The 19571-nt window shown below is 65.7% G+C and carries 20 protein-coding genes and 5 tRNA genes; 5 read left to right on the top strand and 20 right to left on the bottom strand.

Translation table 11 applies throughout. From position 1 onward, the window contains the following. Positions 1-106: 106 nt before the first annotated feature. The 5 genes from Amac_RS34910 to Amac_RS34890 all read right to left on the bottom strand — a co-directional run bounded on the left by Amac_RS34910 (position 107) and on the right by Amac_RS34890 (position 3999). Positions 107-433, bottom strand: coding sequence for an XRE family transcriptional regulator (locus tag Amac_RS34910; protein ID WP_155358686.1), 327 nt, complete (start codon positions 431-433; stop codon positions 107-109). After that, positions 430-795: a type II toxin-antitoxin system RelE/ParE family toxin gene (locus Amac_RS34905; protein ID WP_155358685.1), complete on the bottom strand. Its 366-nt coding sequence runs from the start codon at positions 793-795 to the stop codon at positions 430-432. Before Amac_RS34905 ends, Amac_RS34910 begins: the two co-directional genes overlap by 4 nt. Positions 796-1137: 342 nt before the next feature. Then, positions 1138-1620, bottom strand: coding sequence for a hypothetical protein (locus Amac_RS34900; protein WP_155358684.1), 483 nt, complete (start codon positions 1618-1620; stop codon positions 1138-1140). A gap of 337 nt (positions 1621-1957) precedes the next feature. After that, complete coding sequence (locus Amac_RS34895) at positions 1958-3241, bottom strand: PEP/pyruvate-binding domain-containing protein (protein WP_246268924.1); 1284 nt, start codon at positions 3239-3241, stop codon at positions 1958-1960. Between the two features lie 68 nt (positions 3242-3309). Beyond that, positions 3310-3999 carry a transcriptional regulator gene (locus Amac_RS34890; RefSeq protein WP_246268923.1) on the bottom strand — a complete coding sequence of 230 codons (690 nt, stop codon included), beginning with the start codon at positions 3997-3999 and terminating at the stop codon, positions 3310-3312. 153 nt (positions 4000-4152) lie between these two features. Here Amac_RS34890 and Amac_RS34885 point away from each other — a divergent pair, with 153 nt between their 5' ends. Continuing rightward, on the top strand, positions 4153-5322 hold the full coding sequence (locus Amac_RS34885; protein ID WP_155358682.1) for a low temperature requirement protein A: 1170 nt from the start codon (positions 4153-4155) through the stop codon (positions 5320-5322). A 38-nt stretch (positions 5323-5360) separates the two neighbouring features. On the opposite strand, the gene Amac_RS34880 is transcribed toward Amac_RS34885, so the two are convergent. Beyond that, on the bottom strand, positions 5361-5570 hold the full coding sequence (locus Amac_RS34880) for a hypothetical protein (protein WP_218041469.1): 210 nt from the start codon (positions 5568-5570) through the stop codon (positions 5361-5363). Positions 5571-5922: 352 nt separating this feature from the next. Between Amac_RS34880 and Amac_RS34875 the strand changes: the two genes are divergently transcribed. Continuing rightward, a complete protein-coding gene (locus Amac_RS34875; RefSeq protein WP_155358680.1) occupies positions 5923-6414 on the top strand; it encodes a DUF2199 domain-containing protein in 492 nt (163 codons plus the stop codon). Between the two features lie 37 nt (positions 6415-6451). On the opposite strand, the gene Amac_RS34870 is transcribed toward Amac_RS34875, so the two are convergent. Beyond that, entirely contained in the window at positions 6452-6841 is a 390-nt protein-coding gene (locus Amac_RS34870; protein ID WP_155358679.1) for a hypothetical protein, read from the bottom strand. Positions 6842-7162: 321 nt separating this feature from the next. On the opposite strand from Amac_RS34870, the gene Amac_RS34865 reads away from it, so the two are divergent. Next, the gene (locus Amac_RS34865; protein WP_155358678.1) at positions 7163-8275 is read left to right on the top strand and encodes a hypothetical protein; all 1113 of its coding nucleotides are present in this window, start codon (positions 7163-7165) and stop codon (positions 8273-8275) included. Positions 8276-8793: 518 nt separating this feature from the next. On the opposite strand, the gene Amac_RS34860 is transcribed toward Amac_RS34865, so the two are convergent. From Amac_RS34860 to Amac_RS34850, 3 genes are read right to left on the bottom strand one after another with little or no spacing between them, the layout of a single operon-like run. Next, positions 8794-9951 (bottom strand): hypothetical protein, encoded by a 1158-nt coding sequence (locus tag Amac_RS34860; RefSeq protein ID WP_155358677.1) that lies wholly within the window; start codon positions 9949-9951, stop codon positions 8794-8796. A 2-nt stretch (positions 9952-9953) separates the two neighbouring features. Then, positions 9954-10697 carry an MBL fold metallo-hydrolase gene (locus Amac_RS34855; protein WP_155358676.1) on the bottom strand — a complete coding sequence of 248 codons (744 nt, stop codon included), beginning with the start codon at positions 10695-10697 and terminating at the stop codon, positions 9954-9956. A gap of 30 nt (positions 10698-10727) precedes the next feature. Then, complete coding sequence (locus Amac_RS34850; RefSeq protein ID WP_155358675.1) at positions 10728-11372, bottom strand: TetR family transcriptional regulator; 645 nt, start codon at positions 11370-11372, stop codon at positions 10728-10730. A gap of 157 nt (positions 11373-11529) precedes the next feature. On the opposite strand from Amac_RS34850, the gene Amac_RS34845 reads away from it, so the two are divergent. Next, entirely contained in the window at positions 11530-11979 is a 450-nt protein-coding gene (locus tag Amac_RS34845) for a winged helix DNA-binding protein (RefSeq protein WP_155358674.1), read from the top strand. 52 nt (positions 11980-12031) lie between these two features. On the opposite strand, the gene Amac_RS34840 is transcribed toward Amac_RS34845, so the two are convergent. Then, on the bottom strand, positions 12032-12994 hold the full coding sequence (locus Amac_RS34840; RefSeq protein ID WP_155358673.1) for a helix-turn-helix transcriptional regulator: 963 nt from the start codon (positions 12992-12994) through the stop codon (positions 12032-12034). 64 nt (positions 12995-13058) lie between these two features. Between Amac_RS34840 and Amac_RS34835 the strand changes: the two genes are divergently transcribed. Continuing rightward, entirely contained in the window at positions 13059-14186 is a 1128-nt protein-coding gene (locus Amac_RS34835) for an epoxide hydrolase family protein (RefSeq protein WP_155358672.1), read from the top strand. A 37-nt stretch (positions 14187-14223) separates the two neighbouring features. On the opposite strand, the gene Amac_RS34830 is transcribed toward Amac_RS34835, so the two are convergent. The 9 genes from Amac_RS34830 to Amac_RS34790 form a co-directional block, all read right to left on the bottom strand. Further along, positions 14224-14751: an EF-hand domain-containing protein gene (locus Amac_RS34830; RefSeq protein WP_174900263.1), complete on the bottom strand. Its 528-nt coding sequence runs from the start codon at positions 14749-14751 to the stop codon at positions 14224-14226. 102 nt (positions 14752-14853) lie between these two features. After that, a tRNA-Glu gene (locus Amac_RS34825) sits at positions 14854-14927 on the bottom strand. 10 nt (positions 14928-14937) lie between these two features. After that, positions 14938-15014: transfer RNA gene (locus Amac_RS34820), tRNA-Glu, on the bottom strand. A 10-nt stretch (positions 15015-15024) separates the two neighbouring features. Further along, positions 15025-15114 (bottom strand) — tRNA-Ser (locus Amac_RS34815). Positions 15115-15125: 11 nt separating this feature from the next. After that, positions 15126-15199, bottom strand: a tRNA-Leu gene (locus Amac_RS34810). 10 nt (positions 15200-15209) lie between these two features. After that, a tRNA-Leu gene (locus Amac_RS34805) sits at positions 15210-15283 on the bottom strand. 352 nt (positions 15284-15635) lie between these two features. Then, positions 15636-16268, bottom strand: a complete 633-nt coding sequence (locus Amac_RS34800) for a hypothetical protein (protein WP_246268930.1) — start codon at positions 16266-16268, stop codon at positions 15636-15638. A gap of 149 nt (positions 16269-16417) precedes the next feature. Further along, a complete protein-coding gene (locus tag Amac_RS34795) occupies positions 16418-17776 on the bottom strand; it encodes a hypothetical protein (protein WP_155358670.1) in 1359 nt (452 codons plus the stop codon). A 100-nt stretch (positions 17777-17876) separates the two neighbouring features. Further along, positions 17877-19487, bottom strand: a complete 1611-nt coding sequence (locus tag Amac_RS34790) for a dolichyl-phosphate-mannose--protein mannosyltransferase (RefSeq protein WP_155358669.1) — start codon at positions 19485-19487, stop codon at positions 17877-17879. Positions 19488-19571 lie beyond the last annotated feature (84 nt).

Below are 19571 nucleotides of genomic sequence, written 5' to 3'. Positions count from 1 at the left end.
CAGATCCTAGAACCTTTGAGCGAACTGAATTACCGGATGCGATGCGTCCCGCTCGATGAATCACGAGGTGTGGCCGGAATCGCTCTCATAGGAACCGTTCTTCGCGTCAGCCGATTACAAGACGTTCTCCGCCGAAGTCGGCAACGATCTCCAATCGTCCGCCGAGGGCCTTGATGTAGGCTGCAAGGGTTCTCAGTTCGCTGGTATCGACTTTGGCGCGTTCTATGGCGGAGACGCGTTCCTGGCGCACGTGCATCCGCGCTGCGACTTCGGCCTGCGTCAATCCCAATCGCTTGCGCATCTCGGCCAGCCGATGGGCCCGACTGACGTTGACCAGTGCTTGCGCGCCGATCTCGACCTCGAGCCGATCATCGGCATCGGGGAAGAATTCGGAAAGGAAGCTTTCGCGGTCGTATCCGTGGGTGCTGCTCATGATCCCTCCTTTTCTTTCAAATAGATCGCATATCTTGCCTCGGCGAGAGGGATCGACTCTCGGTACCACGTTGTCCATTGTCCGGCCTTATCGCCCGCTACGAGGAGGACCGCATTACGGCTCGGATCGAAGATGAACAGAATCCTTATCTCCGTCGTTCCGGTGGAGCCGGGACGTAGTTCCTTCAGGTTGTGTAGGCTCGAGTCCTTGATCCGATCAACCAAGGGTCTGCCGAGACTCGGCCCTTCCTCAAGTAGTGCGGTGATCGCCTGGCCGACCAGGATGGCACTGGCACGATCAGTACGGCGAAGCTCATGGAGCCACTCCTGTACCTCCGTAACGATCTCCAGTCGATAAATCACCGACCCATCCTACACAGACGTAGTACTTCTACATACTATGCGGCTGGCAGCTTCGCGTGACTATTCAGTCCCTTCAGTGGTGACGTCCGTTGGGTCCACTGATCTTGGACTGCTGGGGACACGTTCCGAAGCAGATGAGAAGGCAGCGTCGACCTGCATAGTCGTGTTCGAGCAAGCAACCGCCACCTCCGCTGTGACAGCCAACCGCCCTGTTCCCGATCAAGGAACAGGGCGGTTGCGCTATTGGTCAGCCGGGACGAGTGCTCCGTCCTCATCTTCCGCCGTTGCCGGCCACGCCGTCTGCTCGTTGATCTCTATGACGATCGCGGCGGCGGCGTCGGCTCAGTTGAAGGGGTTGTCGTAGGTGCCGCTGCTCTTGGTGCGCGTTCTGTACCCGCTGTTGCTGAACCAGCCAGCGGTCACGTCGAAGCGGAGGTTGTAGACGGCGCTGCCGAAGTTGACCTCGGCGCTGTACAGGGCCACCTGCTGGCACCCGGTAGCCGAGGTGGAACCGGTCCAGACCGGGTAGTTCGTGGTCGAGCCGTTAACCACGATGAGGAAGGACGGCTGGGGGTAGGCGCCGCTCTGCCAGCACAGGCTCAGTGAGTAGCGGTACTTCGTGTTGGAATCATCGAACGCGACGGTTCCTTCTAGGCGGGCCAGCTGCATCCCGGAGCCGTCGTTGGCGATCACCTGCACATAGACCGGCTGATCCGCGCCGTACGTGGCATGGGCGGGAGTGGCGGGCAGGAAGGTGACGGCCAATGCCGTGATGGCGAGTGCGATCGACGTCGTCAGGCGACGTCCCCACGAGCGTTCGGTCAATTCACACCTCATCAATTCAGGGGTGAGGGAACGCCCGGAGGTTATATATAAGATCTTGAACCGTCCAGCATGGCGATTTGGGGGCCAACCCCAAAAGCACCTCACGTATCATTGGCCAAGCTATTCCTGTAGCGACCAGGGAATAGAGGGAGATGCGGTCTGTGGGAATCCGGCGTGGCCGCTGAAAGTTTCACTCTCGATCGTTCGTGATGCTCCACCGGCCAGGTAGCCGTTCCGGCTGAGGCATGCTTTTCCGCTGCGGTCCCTCGACGCGGTGTTCGAGTAAGCGTCAGTTCCACTCAGGACAGAGGCCAGTTCCGAGTTGCGGAACCGGCCATCATTCTGGCTTCCGACGTGCCTTCGTCTGAGACAGGGCAATGTGGGCCGCCCTGAGACGGTCGGGCTCGGGGCGTTCCGAGGTGTCGCCTGAGATGTCGTCCGCCCATCCGAGGAGCCGGCAGACGTGAGATTCGGCTGTGGACGTCGTGACGGTGGCCTCTCCCACAACCACATCGCCGCTGGTCCCGTCGATGGAGACGAGGGTGCCCTCCTCGATCGTACGATCGCCTGCTCGTACCGAACCCGCCCCCACGACCAGTCCGGCGACTCCCACCACGGCGGGTTTCCCCATCGCGCGGGCGACCACCGCCGCGTGGCTGGCCGGGCCTCCGCGGGCGGTGACGATTCCGGCGGCGGCTGCGATGCCACGCATGTCGAGAGGGGACGTCTCCGGACGTACCAGGATCACCGGACCCTTGGCGGCCATCCGGACCGCCGCATCGGTGCTGGTCGCGACCATTCCGACCGCCACTCCCGGGCAGGCGCCCAGACCCCGGGCCAGTACGTCGGCAGCCAGGACGATTCGAGGCGTTCGCACCTGCTGGAGATCCTCCGGAGAGACCCTCCGGAGTGCTTCCTCCCGTCCGATGACGCCGTCGTCGGCCAGGTCGGTCGCCACCCGTACGGCAGCGGCGCCGACGAACCGGCCAGGACGCACCTGGAGGAGCCACAGCTCGCCGGTTTCGAAGGTGAACTCCAGGTAGCACGCGTCGCGGTAGTGCGATTCGACGCGGTCCATCGCGTGCAGCAACCCGGCCCACACCTTCGGCTCCCGAGCGGTCAGGTCGTGCAAGGGGAGGGGCAGTTCCCGGCCCGAGACGACCGCGTCGCCCTGGCGGCCGAACAGGACATCGCCGAACGGAACGGGCTCGCCCGTGTTGGGGTTCCGAGTGAAGGCGACGCCGGTTCCGCTGCGGTGGTCGCGGTCGCCGTACACCATCGCCTGAATTGTCACGGCAGTGCCGAGATCGTGGGGGATGCCGTGAAGTTCGCGATAAGTCCTCGCCCGGGGAGTGTTCCACGAGGAGAACACCTCGGTGACCGCCTTTTTCAAGGGCTCGATCGAGTCGACGGTCAGGTTGAGAATTGTCGTCATCATGCCGGGCATCGACACGCTCGCGCCGGATCGTACCGACACCTGTCCGGCGGGCAGGCTGGCGACAGCGATCGTGAGTTCGTCGGCTAGGCCGTCGGGCAGACGTCCGTCGCGGAGGTACGCGCGACAGGCCTCGGTCCCGATGACAAATCCGGCGGGTACGGCCAGCCCAAGTCGCCCCAACACGACGAGCCCGTGAGCCTTGCCCCCGAGAACCTCGGCCGGCTCGTCGGACGAAAGGGAATGAATCCACCTCATCGTGGGATGCCCAGCGTGACCAGCAGATCTTCGTGAAGCTGGAACCAAATGACGTGATAGGACGCCATGTCGTCCGTCACATACTCCAGTTCCCCCGAACCGACCCGCGCCAGGGCCTCAGCGAGACGGACGCGATACCTCCCGAATCGGGGTAAGGCCGCCGACAGGGCGGCGCAGACGACCCCGGCCCGCCGATCAAAGTCGACCAGCACCGCCAGAACGCGGGCGTCGTAGGCCGCGTCGGTGTGATCGTTCAGGGCACCCGAACGTATCTGCCAGGCCCCGCAGAGATCGAGCAACTCCGTGTTCAGCGGCAGAAAGCGGTCAAATGCTTCGGCCACAGCGACCTTGGCCCCGGCGGCGTCCAGTTCGTCTGCGACCCAAGCGGCGTGGGCGCTCCGGCCCGTCGGCGTGATGCTCCAGCCGCCGAAATCGCCTGGTTCGTACGTGACGAGACCGGCCACGGCGAGGTCGATCAGCTCCGACTGGACATCGGACTCGCCGAGCCCGGCCGCCCCGGCCACCCGGGACAGGGTGGCGAAGCCCATGCAGCGAAGCGTGTGGAGAACCAGAACCGCAATCACCCCATCGGCGCCAAGGTCGACCGCACGGCCGGTGACCTGGTCGAACAGGCCGGGCGGAGGGTCCCAGGCGTCGGGGGCCCTTGAGGTAATGAGGATACTCACAACATCTGGATGTTATGAACATCCCAAATGAAGACGGCACAGAACCGCCCAAATCCAGTCGTCAGGTGATTCCCTTCCATGATTACATGATTACGTCCTCGCCACCGAATCCCGAGGGCGGCCTACCAGCCGTAGCCATGAGAGGTCCCTGACATGCGGCTTCCCGCGTGGTTCGCCGAACCGGCCGAACAGGCCACCCCCGAGCCCGAATTACGTGTCTCCACCCTTGAGCTCTTCTTCGACCTGGTCTTCGTCTTCACCATCACCCAGTTGACGCACGTGCTGGTCGCCGGCCTGGAAGCACCCGAACCCGGACACCGGGCGGTGACCATCGGCGAGAGCGCCCTCCAGGTTTTGCTGGTGTTCGGGGTGATGTGGTGGATGTACTCCGGGTACGTCTGGCTGCTCAACTCCGTTCCCCCGGTACGGCCGGCTCGGCGGGTGCTAGTGCTGCTGGGGATGACCGGCTTTCTCCTCATGGCGCTCGCGATCCCCACCACGTTCGAGGGCGGCGGGCTGGCCTTCGCCGTCGGATATCTGCTGCTCATCGCGGTTCACGGTGCGCTCTATCTCCAGGCGACCAAAGCGATCGTGCGCGTGGTGCCGTTCAACCTGGCGGCCACGGTGCTCATCGGTGTGGCGTCCTTCCTGGAGGCGCCGTACACCTATCTGCCGTGGACGGCGGCGCTGGTGTTGCTGTGGGGCAGCCCGTATTTCATCGGTCAGAAGGGCTTCACTCTCCGGGCGCCGCACGTGGTCGAGCGGCACGGCCTGCTGGTGATCGTCGTACTCGGTGAGTCGATGCTCGCGATCGGGATCGGTGCCGCTGACCTGGAAGTCGACCTGGGTCTCGGGGTCGCGGGGGCGCTCGGGCTGTGCCTGGCGGCGTGTCTGTGGTGGGCCTATTTCGGCGGAGACGACGAGGTGGCGGCAGAACACGCCCTGGCGTCGGCGGAACCCGTCCAGCGGACTCGGATGATTCTGGGCGCCTACTTCTACGGACACATTCCGATCCTGCTGGGAGTCATCGCCGTGTCCGGCGGGATCAAGAAGGTCATCGGGCATCCCCTCGACCCACTCAAGCCATCGGCGGCGATCATGCTCTCGGCGGGCGTGGCCCTCTACCTGGCCGGCGACTTCTGGTTCCGCCGGGTGCTGGCGCTACGCCAGGCCCAAGTCAGGAGCCTGGCAGCGATCGCCGCCCTCGTGGCTACGGCGATCGGACTGTGGTCGGCGATGGCGCAACTCGCGGTCCTGGTACTGATCCTGGTGACCATGCTCGCCGCCGAACACCGACGTACGACAGCGACCACAGCCCCTTGATTACGGCTTCGGCCGGTCTACGCCACGGGAAGCACTGCCTACCCTTCCGATCTCTCTTTGAGTCTCTTGATCTCATCAAGGAGGGCGGCATGCACCTGATGTCGGTCATAGCCGCGCATCACGACTTCCAAGGCGACTTCTTGCAGCTCATCGCTGGTGATCTCGTTTGCTTCGAGCCTTGCCCAGAGTGCATCCACCTGGTGGCGGCTGTAGCCTCGAAGGACCACATCAAAGAGCTTGGCTCCCATCAGGCAAGTCGCCCTTTCTCTGCGGCGGATACATCCGTAGGCCTGCTCGACTGGTGTCTGGTGACGCTGGACAACTCCACGAGCAGCGTCATATGTGATCGCGATCCTCATCTCGGAAGGACGCGTAGTCAACACTCTGCACGCGTTCCTAGATGCGCAGGCTGACCGGCGAGTGGCTGGAGCAAGCACCCCTACATAACGGTCCGCATGTCCGACGCCACACGCTGAACCCGCACCCGGGTGCTCGGCGTCTGGGAAACGATCACGAGGGACGACCCCGAGCCCCGAGGCGGGGGGCACAGTCCCACGCCTTGAGTTGGCGCAGGCATTCTGATACGTCACCATTGCGCGCATGTCTTCGCATCCACGTAGTTGCGTCTGTTGCGGTGGGCCACTCGACCCTAACGATCTTCGCTTCAACTACCCGCTACCCGACCCCGTAACAGAGTTGCCGGATGAGGAGATCAAGAGCCGCGTGGCAGGCGGACCCCATGTGTTCGTTGTTGAGGGCATGGGCCGGTTTCTTCGGGTTCTCCTCCCGATTGCACTGGACGACGGCCGCCGTGTCACCTTCGGAGTCTTCGTCGCGGTCGGCTCGCAGGCGTACGAGAAAGCGCGCGAGGCAGCAGGTGATGGCGAGAAGTATTTGCAGCTCACTTACTCCGGCCTGCTGGCCAACGCGATCGAGCCATGGGGGAACGAGCTTCTGGGAGCTGAAGTTGAGGTGGCCGTCCTTGACCCGCGTCAGATGGCTTATGTCGTGGGAAGCGAACATCAGGCACTCGCCCGTGTCTTTCAGGAGCAGTGGCCTGCTTCCGACGTTCTCGGAGCCCGCGCTGGCTGACGGCTGCGCGACAACGGAGACGGACGACCGTAAGAGCTCAAGTACCGTCGTGTTCTGCCCACTCCGCGTACGTCTGTAGCGGCCCATTCATCAGCTTTTGTGCGATCTTCGTCTTCGTCGCTGCATCAAGGGTCTCCGGCAACTGGTCAAAGGATGCGGGCAGGACGTCCAACAGCGAAAAGATCTGCGTGCCGTCTCGTACGGTCAACAGCAGCATGCAGCGCCAATGCGGCGAGTACTCAGGCCGGTGCTCCAAGCGATGAACAAGTGCGGGCCACAGGTAGTGAGTCGCCGTACCGTGCACATGCTCCGACAGCCATGCGACGCCGTGCGTACGACTCAGCCCACACTGCACCGCTTCCGCGTCGAGACGGAGGAGTTGAGCCGTGTCGACCGCTTTGACAGTTCGTGGCACCTCTGAGGGCATGGCGCAAGCATCCCGTAGTTTCGGCTCAACGGCCCATAGCTCGTACGTCGCACTCCTCACATTTGGCTTCGCATCGAAGGAGTCGATTCGGTTTCCGCGGGATCCCAACCTGTGCACATGGCTACGACGAACCCGCCGCCGCTCATGCTGTTGAATCAGACGGCATCGGAGTTGCCGCACTCGTTGTCCCGACTTGGCCCTTGATCGTCGTAAGGGGACGTTTGGAGGCTTTATTCTATTCTTGACCGATTTTCTGGAACTTGCCGTGAAAAGCGAAAGACATGCGGGGTCATTTGCTGCGAAGTCCGGGAAGCTTGCCTTATGAGACCCTCTATCGCCCGGGTCGCGGCGGCCTCTCTCGTCCTCGCCGCAGTAGTCACGGCGCCTTCTCCCGCGCTGGCCGCTGATCCGGTCCTGCAGAGCCATCCTCTCCCCGAGCTCCGTGCCAAGGCGGAGCTCCTGGACCTGGCCGCGCCGGAGCAGAACCAGATCTGGATCGTCGGCTACCAGGCGCTCAAGCCCGGCTACCCCGGCAATCCAGTCCTTCACCGCTGGAACGGCAGACGGTGGGCCGGATACACGATCCCCAACTTCTCCAGTCGGGGCGTCCTCAGCAGCGTGAACGCCACCACCGGCGGCGAGGTTTGGATCGGCGGCACCAAGAACGGCGCCGCCTACATCGCCCATCTCGTCAACGGTGCGTTCGTGCAGGTCGAGGCGCCTCCCGGGCTGACGTCGGCCGCACCAGAACACACCTCCTCGGGCTTGTGGGTTCCCGGGAGTCGCACGCAACCCGGCGCGAGCACTATCTGGCGGCTGGAGGGCTCCACCTGGGTCGTACACTCGATGCCGATTCAGAAGGTCCTGGCCATCAAGGGCATCGCCGCCGAGGCGTGGGCGGTGGGCAGTGGCGCGAGCGAGGACGACTCTGTCCCGGGGGTCGCCCGCTACACCGGGACGGCCTGGGAGAACATCCCCTACCCGGCCCCGCATAGCGAGGGGTCCGTGCTGGAGGACGTCCTTCCGCGTACCCCCGACGACATCTGGGTCGTCGGCACCAACTACACGCGAGGGGAACCCCGGCCCACCGAACCCCTGCTGAACCGCTACGACGGCAACACGTGGACCACCGTGCCGCTTCCGCCCGAGATCGTCGGCCTGCACTCCATCGCCCAGGATCCCTCCGGCAAGATCTGGATCTCGGCTGTGGCCCTCTCGCCCACAGAGGGCGCTCGGCAGCGCCCGGTGGTCATCGGCACGTCCCCCGACTCCATCGCCTGGACCGTCCTGGAGGTCCCCACCTACGGTCAGTCCGCCGTCCATCACGAAGGCCGGGACGACCTCGGCATCGAACTCACCACCTCGCGCCTCTGGCTCCTGTCCGACACCTATCCCGCTGGGCCCGTCTTGTCCACGGCGTCACTGTTGTCGTAGAGCGCATGGCACAACCAAGCAGTACAGGGCCGGTCTTGAGACGGCTGGATTGAAGCTGACGGGATCCCGTTTGATCTTGCTGATCGGGCGGGATCTTTTCGTTCAGGGTTCCTGAGCTCTCGCGAAACACCACAAGATCGCCACCGTCGGCGGTATGCGGGCTGACGTGCACAGCAATTCGCCCCGGCGATGTCGATCGAGGCCGATCATCGAAGCAGTCTGACCGCCGTGCGCGAGGACGGATGCGATCGTGGCTGCGCACTCCATGCCACATCGGCGTGAACGCGGTCGAAGTCCGAGGCAACTCAGGAGAGATCGATGACGAGACCGGACGTAGCGATGCCGACGAGCTGCGAAGACGCGACTCACGGTGAGCGACCAACTGAGTGACGACGGGAACCGATCAGGAGCCGGAGGGCAAGGTGCCCGCCCAAGGGCTGGACTTCCTGGGAAACGATCACTGCCTGCTTGTGGAGCAGGGACATCGTGTCGCTGGGCAGGGTGGCGGGATGCTGCTGTCAGTCCCGCAGCCGCTCGACGGTGATCACTCGGGCGGCCTCCGCCTGGGTCGCCGCGCGGACCTCGACGAAGTCATTTTCGTTGCGCAGGATGGTGACGATCCCGGTGAGCAGCGTGTTCTGGCGGATGCGGTCACGAACGATGACCTGTCGGTCGACCGACAGCACGTCGGCATGGGCGTTCTCGTCCTTGGCCCACACCCAGGCGCGGCCGCTGAACCCGGGCTCGGGCCCAATCAGAACAGTACGCACGCTGGACGCCGCCAACTGAAGCGTGGGTACGCCGTGCGGGTTCAACTCCCTGCCGATGCGCATGCTCACGCGCAACTGCGTGGCGTAGTCCTCAAGCTGCGACTGCGACCAGGAGCCAATGTCCCTGGGCAGGTTGCCGAGCATGTCGATGCGCAGGTCACCTAGCGTCTCCTCAAGGCGCTGGGCGAAGTCGAGCGTTTCTTGAGGGACAACGATGCGGCCTGCGGCTTCGCGGCTCGGGACACGCTCCATGCCACGCATGGGAGGGGAGGGCCGGGCCACCAGGGTCGGGGGCTCGGGTTCAGGCAGCGGGTGCAGCGCGGGCCACTGCTCCGGCCGCGGTACGGCGGAGCCGGGCTCCAGCGGAAGGATTTCGCGCATCCTGGCGGCGACCTGGCCGCCTGCCTCCGATTCCGTGCGCAGGGCCGGGCCGACGGCATCGGCTAGCGGCCAGAACCGCAGCAGCCAGGACTCCTCGACGGCTTCCGTGACGGTCTCGTCGTAGTCGGCCGGTTGGGTGCGGACAGGGCCGGCGTAGGCGCGCAGGCCGTACACGAAGAACGGCGGGCCCAGCAGCAGCATCTGCCTTGACGGGCTGTGCATGAGGCCGCACAGGTACACGGTGCCCCCGGGGCTCAGGTAGCGGACCTGCCCAGCCTCGGCCCAGGGCTTGCCGGGCGCGGGGGGCTCGGTGTCCCATGCCTCCATCCGCACGTGCGCCCTCCTCGCCCATGCCTGGCTTTTGATGCCGACCTGCCCCAGGGCGATCTGGTCGGGCTCGGCCAGCAGCGCGCCAGCCTCGGTCTCCGGGTCGGCATCCTGGCCGAGGCCGGATCCGTCGAACAGGTCAAAGCGGCCGTAGGAGATCGGCACCTCGTCCTCGACGCCGCGGATCAGCTCGGCCATGATCAGGAAAGATCCATGACGAGACCGGACGTGGCGATGCCGATCTCGCCGTCGTATTCGGCGCTGGCGGCGGCTTGCGCGGCTGTGGGGTCGGTGCCTGGCTGCAGGTGAGTCAGTAACAGGTGTCGCGCGTCGGCTTCCTTGGCTTGGCGGCCTGCCTGGCGAGCGCTCGACAGGTGGCGTCGCGAACCCTCCGGGACCCGGTCCGCGTAGGTGGCCTCGGCCAGGAGCAGGTGCGCGCCGCGCGCCAGGTCCACCACGTCGGGGCTCGGGCCAGTGTCACCGGTGTACGCGAGTATCCGGTCGTCCGCTGTCAGCCGTACGCCGGAATTGGGCACCGAATGCGGCAGCAGGCGGGTTTGCGCGCGGAACGGGCCGATGTCGAGGCGGTCGCCGGCGGTGAACTCGTGCAGGACGTAGGCGTCGGTCAGCATTCCCGGGCGGTCCAGCGCGAGTACCGCATCCAGGGCGCCGGGCAGCGAATACACCGGCAGCGGCGCCGACGGGTCAGCACGCAATGTACGCGCCCGCAACAGCGGGTTCAGGTCGGCGCAGTGATCGGGATGTCCGTGACTGATGAACACCGCGTCGACCTGATCGGCGGTGACCTGTTCCAGCAGCCGTGGCACCGTCGCATATCCAGGGTCGAGGAGCAGCCTGAACCCGTCGTGCTCCACGAGGTAACCGCTGCAGGCCTGGCCCGCCCCCGGCCACGCACCGCATCCGCCAAGGATTGTCAGCAGCATCCGTGAACTCTAGCGGCCCGGGCGTTTGCGTCATCTTTCTGTTTGGGCGGATAGTTCCAGGCTGGCGGGGATGGTCTGGAAGGCGTGTTCGACGCTTTCCAGGAGGGACTGGCGTCCGCCCTGGCCGCCGGTGCGGACCCAGGCGCGGGCGGCGATGGTCCAGGCTGTGGTGGTGAGTTCTGCCAGCACCTGAGGTCGAAGGTCTCCGAGCGGCAGGTTGAGCTTGTCGGCAAGCAGGTCGCCGGTCTGCTGCTGGATGTCGGCACGGTGGTGTGCTGCGTACGCCATCAGGGTCGGCGCGGTCAGTACGAGCCGGCGGGTGGCGACATAGCGGTCCGGCCAATCCGCATCGAGTCCGGTGACGACCCCACACAAAATGTCCTTCATCTCGGTGAGGATGACGCCCGACAGAGTGTGGTCCCGCAGCGCGGTCAGGTTGGCCGACCACAGCTCGACTTCGGCTTCGATGGCGGCGGCTTCCTTGGCCGGGAAGGTACGGAAAAAGGTGCTCTTGGACACCTCCACCTCGTCGACCAGCTCCTCCAGCGTGGTCGCGTCGAAGCCCTTCTCGGTGAACATGCGCAGCGCGGCATCGGCCAGCGCCCGACGGGTGCGCAGCTTCTTGCGTTCCCGCAGCGGCAGCGAACGGTCAGCGGCCGAGGAGACGGATGCCATGGCAACACCCTAGCGTGACAAGCCCCAGCCTCTATAGGAGCTGAGCGTCTTTTAATTCATGTTGTCAAATGGTACTCAGTATCAGTATTGTTCGATTGTGGTACCGGCTCCCCAGAACACTCACCGATATGCCTCGACCTCTGACGAAGGAGCAATCATGTCCACCACCCCGATCCTCAACGGCCAGGTCCTCGGCCAGGCCCATTACGCCACCCGGGCCGTCCTGGAACGCGAACTGGCCCGCATCCGGACGTCCTTCCAGCAATCAGTCGCGCTCAACGTCGTGGCGAACAACGGCGGGGTCGTCGGCCGCGCCTGGCTCCTCGACCGGATGACCAGCACACTGAAGATCGACGAATCAGCTGCGTTGGAGACGCTCACCGAACTGACCGACGCCGGATTGGTGGAGGTTCTGCCCGACGAGCAACCGCGCGTACACTTCACCAAGGCCGGTCAGGCAGTGCAGCACCAGATCAGCGACGCGGTCGCCGACATCACGGCCCGGCTGTACGCGGACATCCCGGCCGCGGACATGGCCGTCGCAGGCCACGTGCTGACCCTTGTCACCCAGCGGGCCAACGCCGAACTGGCGGCGACCAAGAGGTAGCGTGCAGCGTCACCCACGCCTTCGCCCCTACGGCCTGAGGGCTGGCCGCGCCCTACACATCCCCGGCGGCGCGAGTGGCGCGGCCGCCCAGCGCACGCAGATACTCCACCAGCTCTGGCGGCTCGTGCACGTCGAACTCGCAACCGAGCATGAGCAGGCGCGACGCCAGCCACTCCAGGGTGTCGGCAGAGCCACGCAGGCGGCAACTGTGCTGATCGATCACCTCGACCTCGCCCGCAGCGGCGCCGAGCCGTTGCCTGACCTGCTCGGCCGGGAGGCCCAGGGTCGCCACCACCTCATAGGTCGGTGCGAGCGAGTACAGCTTGCTGGTGATGAACGCGGCCGCGTCCTGCTCGGGCGGCACGCGGGGCGGAACCCGTACGCCGGTCGCCCGCGGCTCGCTGATCCGGTCGGCGCGAAAGATCCGCCAGTCGTCGCGGTCATTGTCGTACGCCAGCAGGTACCAGCGGCGTCCGGCCGCCACCAGGCGGTACGGCTCGGCCAGACGCCTGGTCGGGGTACCGTCGCCCGCCCGGTAGGAGAAGCGCAGCCTTTCCCGATTGGCGGCGGCCCCAGCGAGCACCACCAGGTCCTGCGGGTCGAGGTTCGGCTCGCTCCCGGTCAGCATGGAAACGGTGGCGGCGCCGAGCGCGCCGACCCGGTGCCGCAGCCGGGACGGCAGCACCTGCTCCAGCTTGGCCAAGGCCCGTACGGACGCCTCCTCGATGCCCTCCACCGGATGCGAGGCCGCGGTACGCAGGCCCACCGCGATGGCCACCGCCTCATCATCGTCCAGCAGCAACGGCGGCATGGCCTTGCCCGCGGCGAGCCGGTAGCCACCTACCGGGCCCATCGTCCCCTGCACCGGATAACCCAGCTCACGCAGCCGGTCGATATCCCGGCGGATCGTCCGGGGACTCACCCCCAGCCGCTCGGCCAGCTCGCTGCCAGGCCAGTCACGTGGAGTCTGCAGCATCGACAACAGCTGGAGCAGCCGCGCAGAGGTATCACTCACGAAACCATCATGCACGTCCATATAGGACGAAAACTGGCCTACATAGTCCCTACCGTCGGATCTCATGAGCACCGAGAAGTTTTCTATCCACATCCCCCATGACGACCTGCACGACCTGAACGATCGACTTGCTCGCACCCGCTGGTCCCGGCAACTGCCCGGCGAGGGATGGAGCCGCGGCGTCCCCGTCAACTACCTCAAGGAGCTGGCCGACTACTGGCGTGACGGCTACGACTGGCGCCGGCACGAGGCGCGGCTGAACGAGTTCCCCCAGTTCGTGACCGAGATAGACGGCCAGGACATCCACTTCCTGCACGTCCGCTCCACCGAGCCCGGCGCGCTGCCGCTCGTCCTGACGCACGGCTGGCCGAACTCCTTCGTGGAGTTCACCGACCTCATCGGCCGTCTCACCGACCCCTCAGCGCACGGCGCGGACCCCTCCCAGGCGTTCCACGTCGTCGTACCCTCGGTTCCGGGATTCGGCTTCTCCGCGCCGCCACGCGGGACCGGCTGGACCGCCACGCGCGTGGCGCGGCTCTGGGCCGAGCTGATGCGGCGGCTCGGCTACGACCGTTACGGCACCCAGGGCGGTGACTTCGGCGCATACGTCGCCCCGGAGCTGGCCAGAGCCGCTCCCGACCAGGTGGTCGGCGTGTACGTCGTCAGCGGCCTCGGCTTCCCCACCGAGAAGGACGTCCCGGAAATGAACGACCAGGAACGAGCGGCCTATACAGAGCTCATGCAACAGGACTGGATGAACGGCGTGAATCACCACGCACTGCTGCGCGCCGCGCCCCAGACCTTCGCCTACGGATGGCACGACTCCCCGGTCGCGGCCCTGGCCTGGATGACGCAGAAGTTCCACGAGTTCAACGCCACCGGCAGACCACTGGAGCAGGCGATCGACCGTGACCTGTTCCTGACCAACGTGAGCCTGTACTGGTTCACCGGGACGTTCGGATCCTCGGCCTGGCCGTATTACGACAGCACCGGCTCCGGCTGGCCGGAAGGGCAGACCGCCGTACCGACCGGCGTCTACAGCGGACCGCCTGGCATCCGCCGACTCGCCGAACGCCACAACACCATCGTGCACTGGCCGGAGGACAACCCTGCCGGCCACCATTTCATCGCCATGGACCAACCCGACCGCTTCGCCGCCGACATGCGCGAGTTCTTCGCCAAGGTCCGCTGACTTCCACGGACCGGCTGGCGCGCCTCATGACCGACGGCTATTCCGCCAGCGCGCCGAAGACGTAGGTTCCGGGAGCGTTCGGGTTGTCGCCTGCCCAGAACTCTGTCCAGTGGGTACGGAACTCGTCGCGGGTGAGGTGGCCGTCGCCGTCCAGGTCGAGGCGGGGGAAGATCTCATCGGTGGCTGTGGGCGTCCCGTTCCAGGTCTCGATGAGCGCGCCGTACTCCGAGCGGGAGATGAGGCCGTCCCCGTTGAGGTCGATGGCCTCGAACATCGTGTCGGCGGTGCCGGAGACCGCGTCCGCCATGTCGCCGAGGCCTTCCACGACGAGGAGCACCTCGTCGAGGGTGACGGCGGTGTTGCCGTCACGGTCGGAGGCGGCCTGGAGCACCGGCCACCAGCCGGTCATGACGGCGGCCAGTCGCTCAGGATCGACGGATCCGGCGACGGCCATCCAGCGGCGGGCGAGGGCATGGAAGTCGGCCTCGGTCAGCCGGCCGTCTCCGTCCACATCCATCGTGCGGAAAACTCCGATGATCTTTCTACGCTGGAACTCACTGGCCACATCAGCCTCCGTTCTTCAGGAGACTTCATGCTTCCGGTAGGCCACTTTCGGTGACCATACTCTATTGAGTGACGAAACTGTTACGTAACGTGGTGGGTCCAGTACCCCGTACCGGATTCGAACCGGCGTTCTCCCGGGTGAAAGCCGGGCGTCCTGAACCGCTAGACCAACGGGGCACGACAAAGCTGGTAGCCCGTACCGGATTCGAACCGGTGATCTCCTGAGTGAGAGTCAGGTGTCCTGACCAGCTAGACCAACGGGCCTTGTCGTGAGCGGAGGGGGCGAGGGTCGAACTCGCACGCGCTCGAAAGCGCCAACAGTTTTCGGGACTGCGGCCGTCGCCATCTGTCGGCTGGCCCCTCCACGGATTTTCGTGCCGCCCCGGGGATTCGAACCCCGACGTCCCGTGTCCTGAGCACGGTGCCTCCTGCCGTTGGGCTAGAGCGGCCTGTTCCGCGTACGTCCGGCGGGATTCGAACCCGCGACCTCCGGCACCTCGGGCCGGCACCTCTACCATTTGGGCTACGGACGTCTGGAATTTCTCCGCTATTGAGTTTTAGGCATGCGCATACCCGGTCACGTCAGTTAAGGAAGTGCGGGAAAAGAAAAAGCCGCCGGGGTGTCCCTGGCGGCCTCGCGGCGATCTCTTGGGGGTTTACCAGGAAGACCGCCGGAGCCGCAGCACGAGAGCGCGCAGAGATCGCGCGTCCAGTGAACGCAGACTGCGCGCCTGTTCCAGCTGGTAGCTCACGACTGTCATCCTTCCCTGCCTTCGCCCGAGCGTCTTGCTCGTGTTATCCAGAACGGTAGCCGCCCGGCTCGGCGGGCGCTACATATTTAAGGGCGAAGGCAGGGAAGGAATCGTCTCCCAGTGCGTGAATCGTTTAGAGTGTGCCGTTCTCTATGGCTGTCTTGAGGCCGGCTTGCGTGGCCTGATGTGAGGCGACGCCGTTGGTCACGGTGAAGTCGATCAGGAGGATGCTGGCCTCGAAGGTGAGGTGTTCGGTTACTCGGGTTGTGCCGTTTCCGAGGTCGGTGAAGATGATTTTCTGGTGGGTGACGACGTTGGGGAGGGTCCAGGTGTCGGTTTCGTAGTAGAACGCGTTGCGGTGGATTCGCTGTTGGGCGTGGGTTTTGCTGCTGATGGGGATGCCGGCTACAACGGGGATGTCCTCGATCGCGGTGAAGTTGATGTAGCGGACGTCGTTCTCGGTCCAGTCGGCGTGGGTTACCACTCGTTTGAGGAACGAGTGCATGCCGATGTGGTTGTTGACGTTGGAGTAGGCGTCGAAGACGTGCGCGATGGGGGCGTTGATGTCGATCGCGATGTCGCGGGTGACCTGGCTTCGTCCGGTCCAGGGCAGGGGAGCGGTCAGGATCTCGTAGAACCGGTACGTGTCCCACGCGAGCTGCCACGACGCAGCCAGTTGCGCATCCGTCTCGGCGCGGGCAGGGGTGGATAATCCGGTCAGGAGCAGGGCCATCGCCACGACGGGAGCCGTGAGGAATCGCAGCATTTTCTTCACAGGTACCTCAAAGGTGAGGGTTGTACGGGTTCAACCTTCTACCCCATGTAGGAGCACTTGAGGAAGTGGTCTCCTGAATGTGATCCGAAACGCGCGCCCAGAACGAAGAGCCGTCCGTCCAGGGGCAGCCGTGATTCGACTCAGCCGAGGCCCGCGTACTGGCGAGGGCGCAGGGCCTGCGTGCGGAGCGCGGACAGGACCGCTTGCTGGCCGACGGGTGTCAGTTGCCAGCTCGCCCGCCAGTCGCACGACATGCGCAGATCCAGCGCGTCCAGCCGCCGCTGCAGCTCCCCGAGCGGGGTGGTCAGGTCCGCGGCGGAGACCTGCCCCCCGGCGGAGGACCGCCAGCCTTCGCCGTTGACCACGTCGGCCACCCGATCGCGCAGCTCCGCGTAGGGCAGGGGGTCTCCGTCCGCGAGCAGCATCAGCGCCGCCTCCCGGACGGAAACTTCGAAATCGTGTTCCCCCTGGGCCGGGGTGAGCAGGGTCGCCGTCGCGGCGGTCCACATCGCCTCGGGGTCGTCGGAGAGTTTGCGGCCGGCGACCGTGAGCACCAGCTTCCGGCCGTTGCGCCGCAGAGCCCGCAGTTCCTCGCTCACGATCTCTCGCAGCATCGTCAGGGTGGGAACGTCCGCCTCGCCCCGGATGGACCCGGCGGTGACCGCGTCCCACCCGAACAGCTCGGCCGATTCCACCACCAGCGCCCGGGACAGGTTGAATTTCTGCGTCAGCGGCACACCGCCGCTTCCGGCCGCCCAGTCCAGCAACCACCACAGCGACGCCAGATGCGGTTCGGCGGGAGCGGGAATGGGAGCGTAGAGCCGCACCTCGAAGGGCTGGGCGAGTTCGCGGCGGGCCTTGCCGCGGCCGAGGACCCAGCGGTTGAGGCGTTCGCCGTGGACGCGGTGGAGCCAGCAGTCGCCGCCGAGCTCGGCGCGGGGCTCAGTGAGCCAGCGCGTGGTCAGTTCCACCCGGCCGCGGGTGAGACCGCGCATGACCGTCGTGGCGGGCGTCTCCGGTTCGTACGGCATGGCCAGCTCGCCCGACACGATCGCGAGCTCGAGCGCGGCCGCGCAGGCGACGTGCGCGCCGAGCTCCTCCGGGCCCATGATGGAGCTCCAACTGAGTTCGGGAACGTCGGGGGGCAGCACGCCGGTGGCCTCAAGCGCCTGCTGGTAGGCGGCGGCCCCGGCCTCTTCGCCCTCGCGGCCGTAGGTGCGCAGGATGTGCGTGGTCGTTTCGGACGCGCACAGCGCCGCGTAGCGCTCCATGCCGCCCAGCTCGAAGAGCCGGCCGAGGGCGTGCGCGATGGCCACGTGATCTCCGGTGACCTTGATCGGCAACGCGTACCAGAGGAATTCACACACGTCGAGTTGGCTGATGGTCTCCAGGGCCTCGCCGCCGGTGAGCCATTCCACGGCGATTCTGGCCGAGTCGGCGACGTCCGGCTCGGCGCGCTCCAGTTCGGCGAGGAGCGCCGCCACATCAGGTGCGGGCATGACCCGCAGTCTGCCGTATGGGACCCACCGTTGACGACGACCGAGAGACACTCGGGACCACCCCCCTAGTGACTCACGATACGGACACCGCTGCCAGAGCTCAGATCCAGCCCGACTTAAACAACATTCGGGCATACCAGTCCTGGTACGGAATGACCTCCGCGGACAGCACCGGATAGAGCCACCAGAAGTTGACCAGCGCGAGCAATGCGAACGCTCCCACGGCCACCGCCCCGTACAGACGGCGGTTGCCGGGCCGGGTCATCGGCCCGATGATCAACCCGGCGCCCAGCACGATGGCGAGGATCATGAAGGGAACCATGGGAATGGCATAGAACAGGAACATCGTCCGGTTGTCGACGATCTGGAAGTAGAACCAGGGAAGCCAGCCCGCTGCGTACCCGAGCAGGATCGCTCCGGCGCGCCAGTCGCGGGTCGCCACGTACCAGCCGATCATCGCGATCAGCGCGATGAGGCCGCCGAACCAGATGATCGGCGTGCCGGTGCCGAGCACGGCCCACGAGCAGTTGTCCGAGCCGCAGCCCTTGGGCGATTCGTAGAAAAATGCCACAGGGCGCAGCAACATCGGCCACTGCCAGGGCTCGGACGCGTACGGATGTGAGGAGTCCAGGCCGGTGTGGAAGGAAAGGATCTGTTTCTGGTAATCCACCCAGGAGCGCAGCGAGTCGAAGATGAAGTACACGGGGCCGTTGGAGGTCGCCTGGGCCCAGTTGCGGCCGTAGCCGCGGTCGGTGGCGAACCAGCCCGCGAACGAGAGCACGTAGACCAGCAGCGGGATGAGCGCGATCCAGGCGAAGGCGAGCGGGAGGTCGCGGCGGGTGGTGCCGAGGAGGGACTGGCGGAGGCCGACGGCGCGGCGGGCGCCGAAGTCCCACAGGACGGTCATGATGCCGAAGGCGGCGATGAAGAACAGGCCGGTCCATTTGGTGGCGAGCGCGCCGCCCAGGCAGAGGCCGGCGGCGAGGCGCCACGGGCGGATGCCGAGCGAGGGGCCGAGGTCGCCGACGCCGGAGGTCTCGTACCAGTCGGCCAGGCGTTGCCTGCTTCGATCGCGGTCGACCACCAGGCAGGCGAATCCCGCGATGACCCAGAACATCAGGAAAATGTCCAGCAGGGCCGTACGGGACAGGACGAAGTGCAAGCCGTCCAGGGCGAGGAGGAAGCCGGCGAAGCAGCCGAGAAGGGTGGAGCGGGTGATGCGGCGGGCCACCCGGGCCAGCAGCAGGATCGACAGGGAGCCGATGACGGCGGCCATGAAGCGCCAGCCGAACGGGGTCAGGCCGAACATCCACTCGCCGAGGCCGATCATCCATTTCCCGAGGGGCGGATGGACCACGTATGACGCGCATTGGTCGACTTGTTCGCAGACCTTGAAGATGTTCGTGTCGCCGCGGAGCACGGCCTGGTTGGCCGCGTCGCCTTCGATGAACTGGCGCTCGACGCCGTACTTGATGGTCGACCAGGCGTCTTTCGCGTAGTACGTCTCGTCGAAGACGATCGCCTTGGGCGTACCCAACCGGTCGAAGCGGAGAATAGCGCCGAAGATCGTTACGATGATCGGGCCGAGCCAACCCCATATCGCGCTGCCGGGCATCGGCGGGACCAGCCGATCGCGCACGGAGGGCGATGAGTTCTGCGGGTCCGGCTCGGGCTGCTCGTACGCCTGATTGGCGAAGTCGGTCACGGCCACCCGCCCACACTACTGGCGACACCACGCCACGAACACGACGTACGCGCCGATTCGATCCTGTTCGGCCACAGTCCGAACGGGGGC

The organism is Acrocarpospora macrocephala (assembly GCF_009687865.1).
Taxonomy (GTDB): Bacteria; Actinomycetota; Actinomycetes; order Streptosporangiales; family Streptosporangiaceae; genus Acrocarpospora; species Acrocarpospora macrocephala.
Note: the sequence above shows the minus strand (reverse complement) of the source record. Positions and strands in the feature narration are given on the sequence as shown.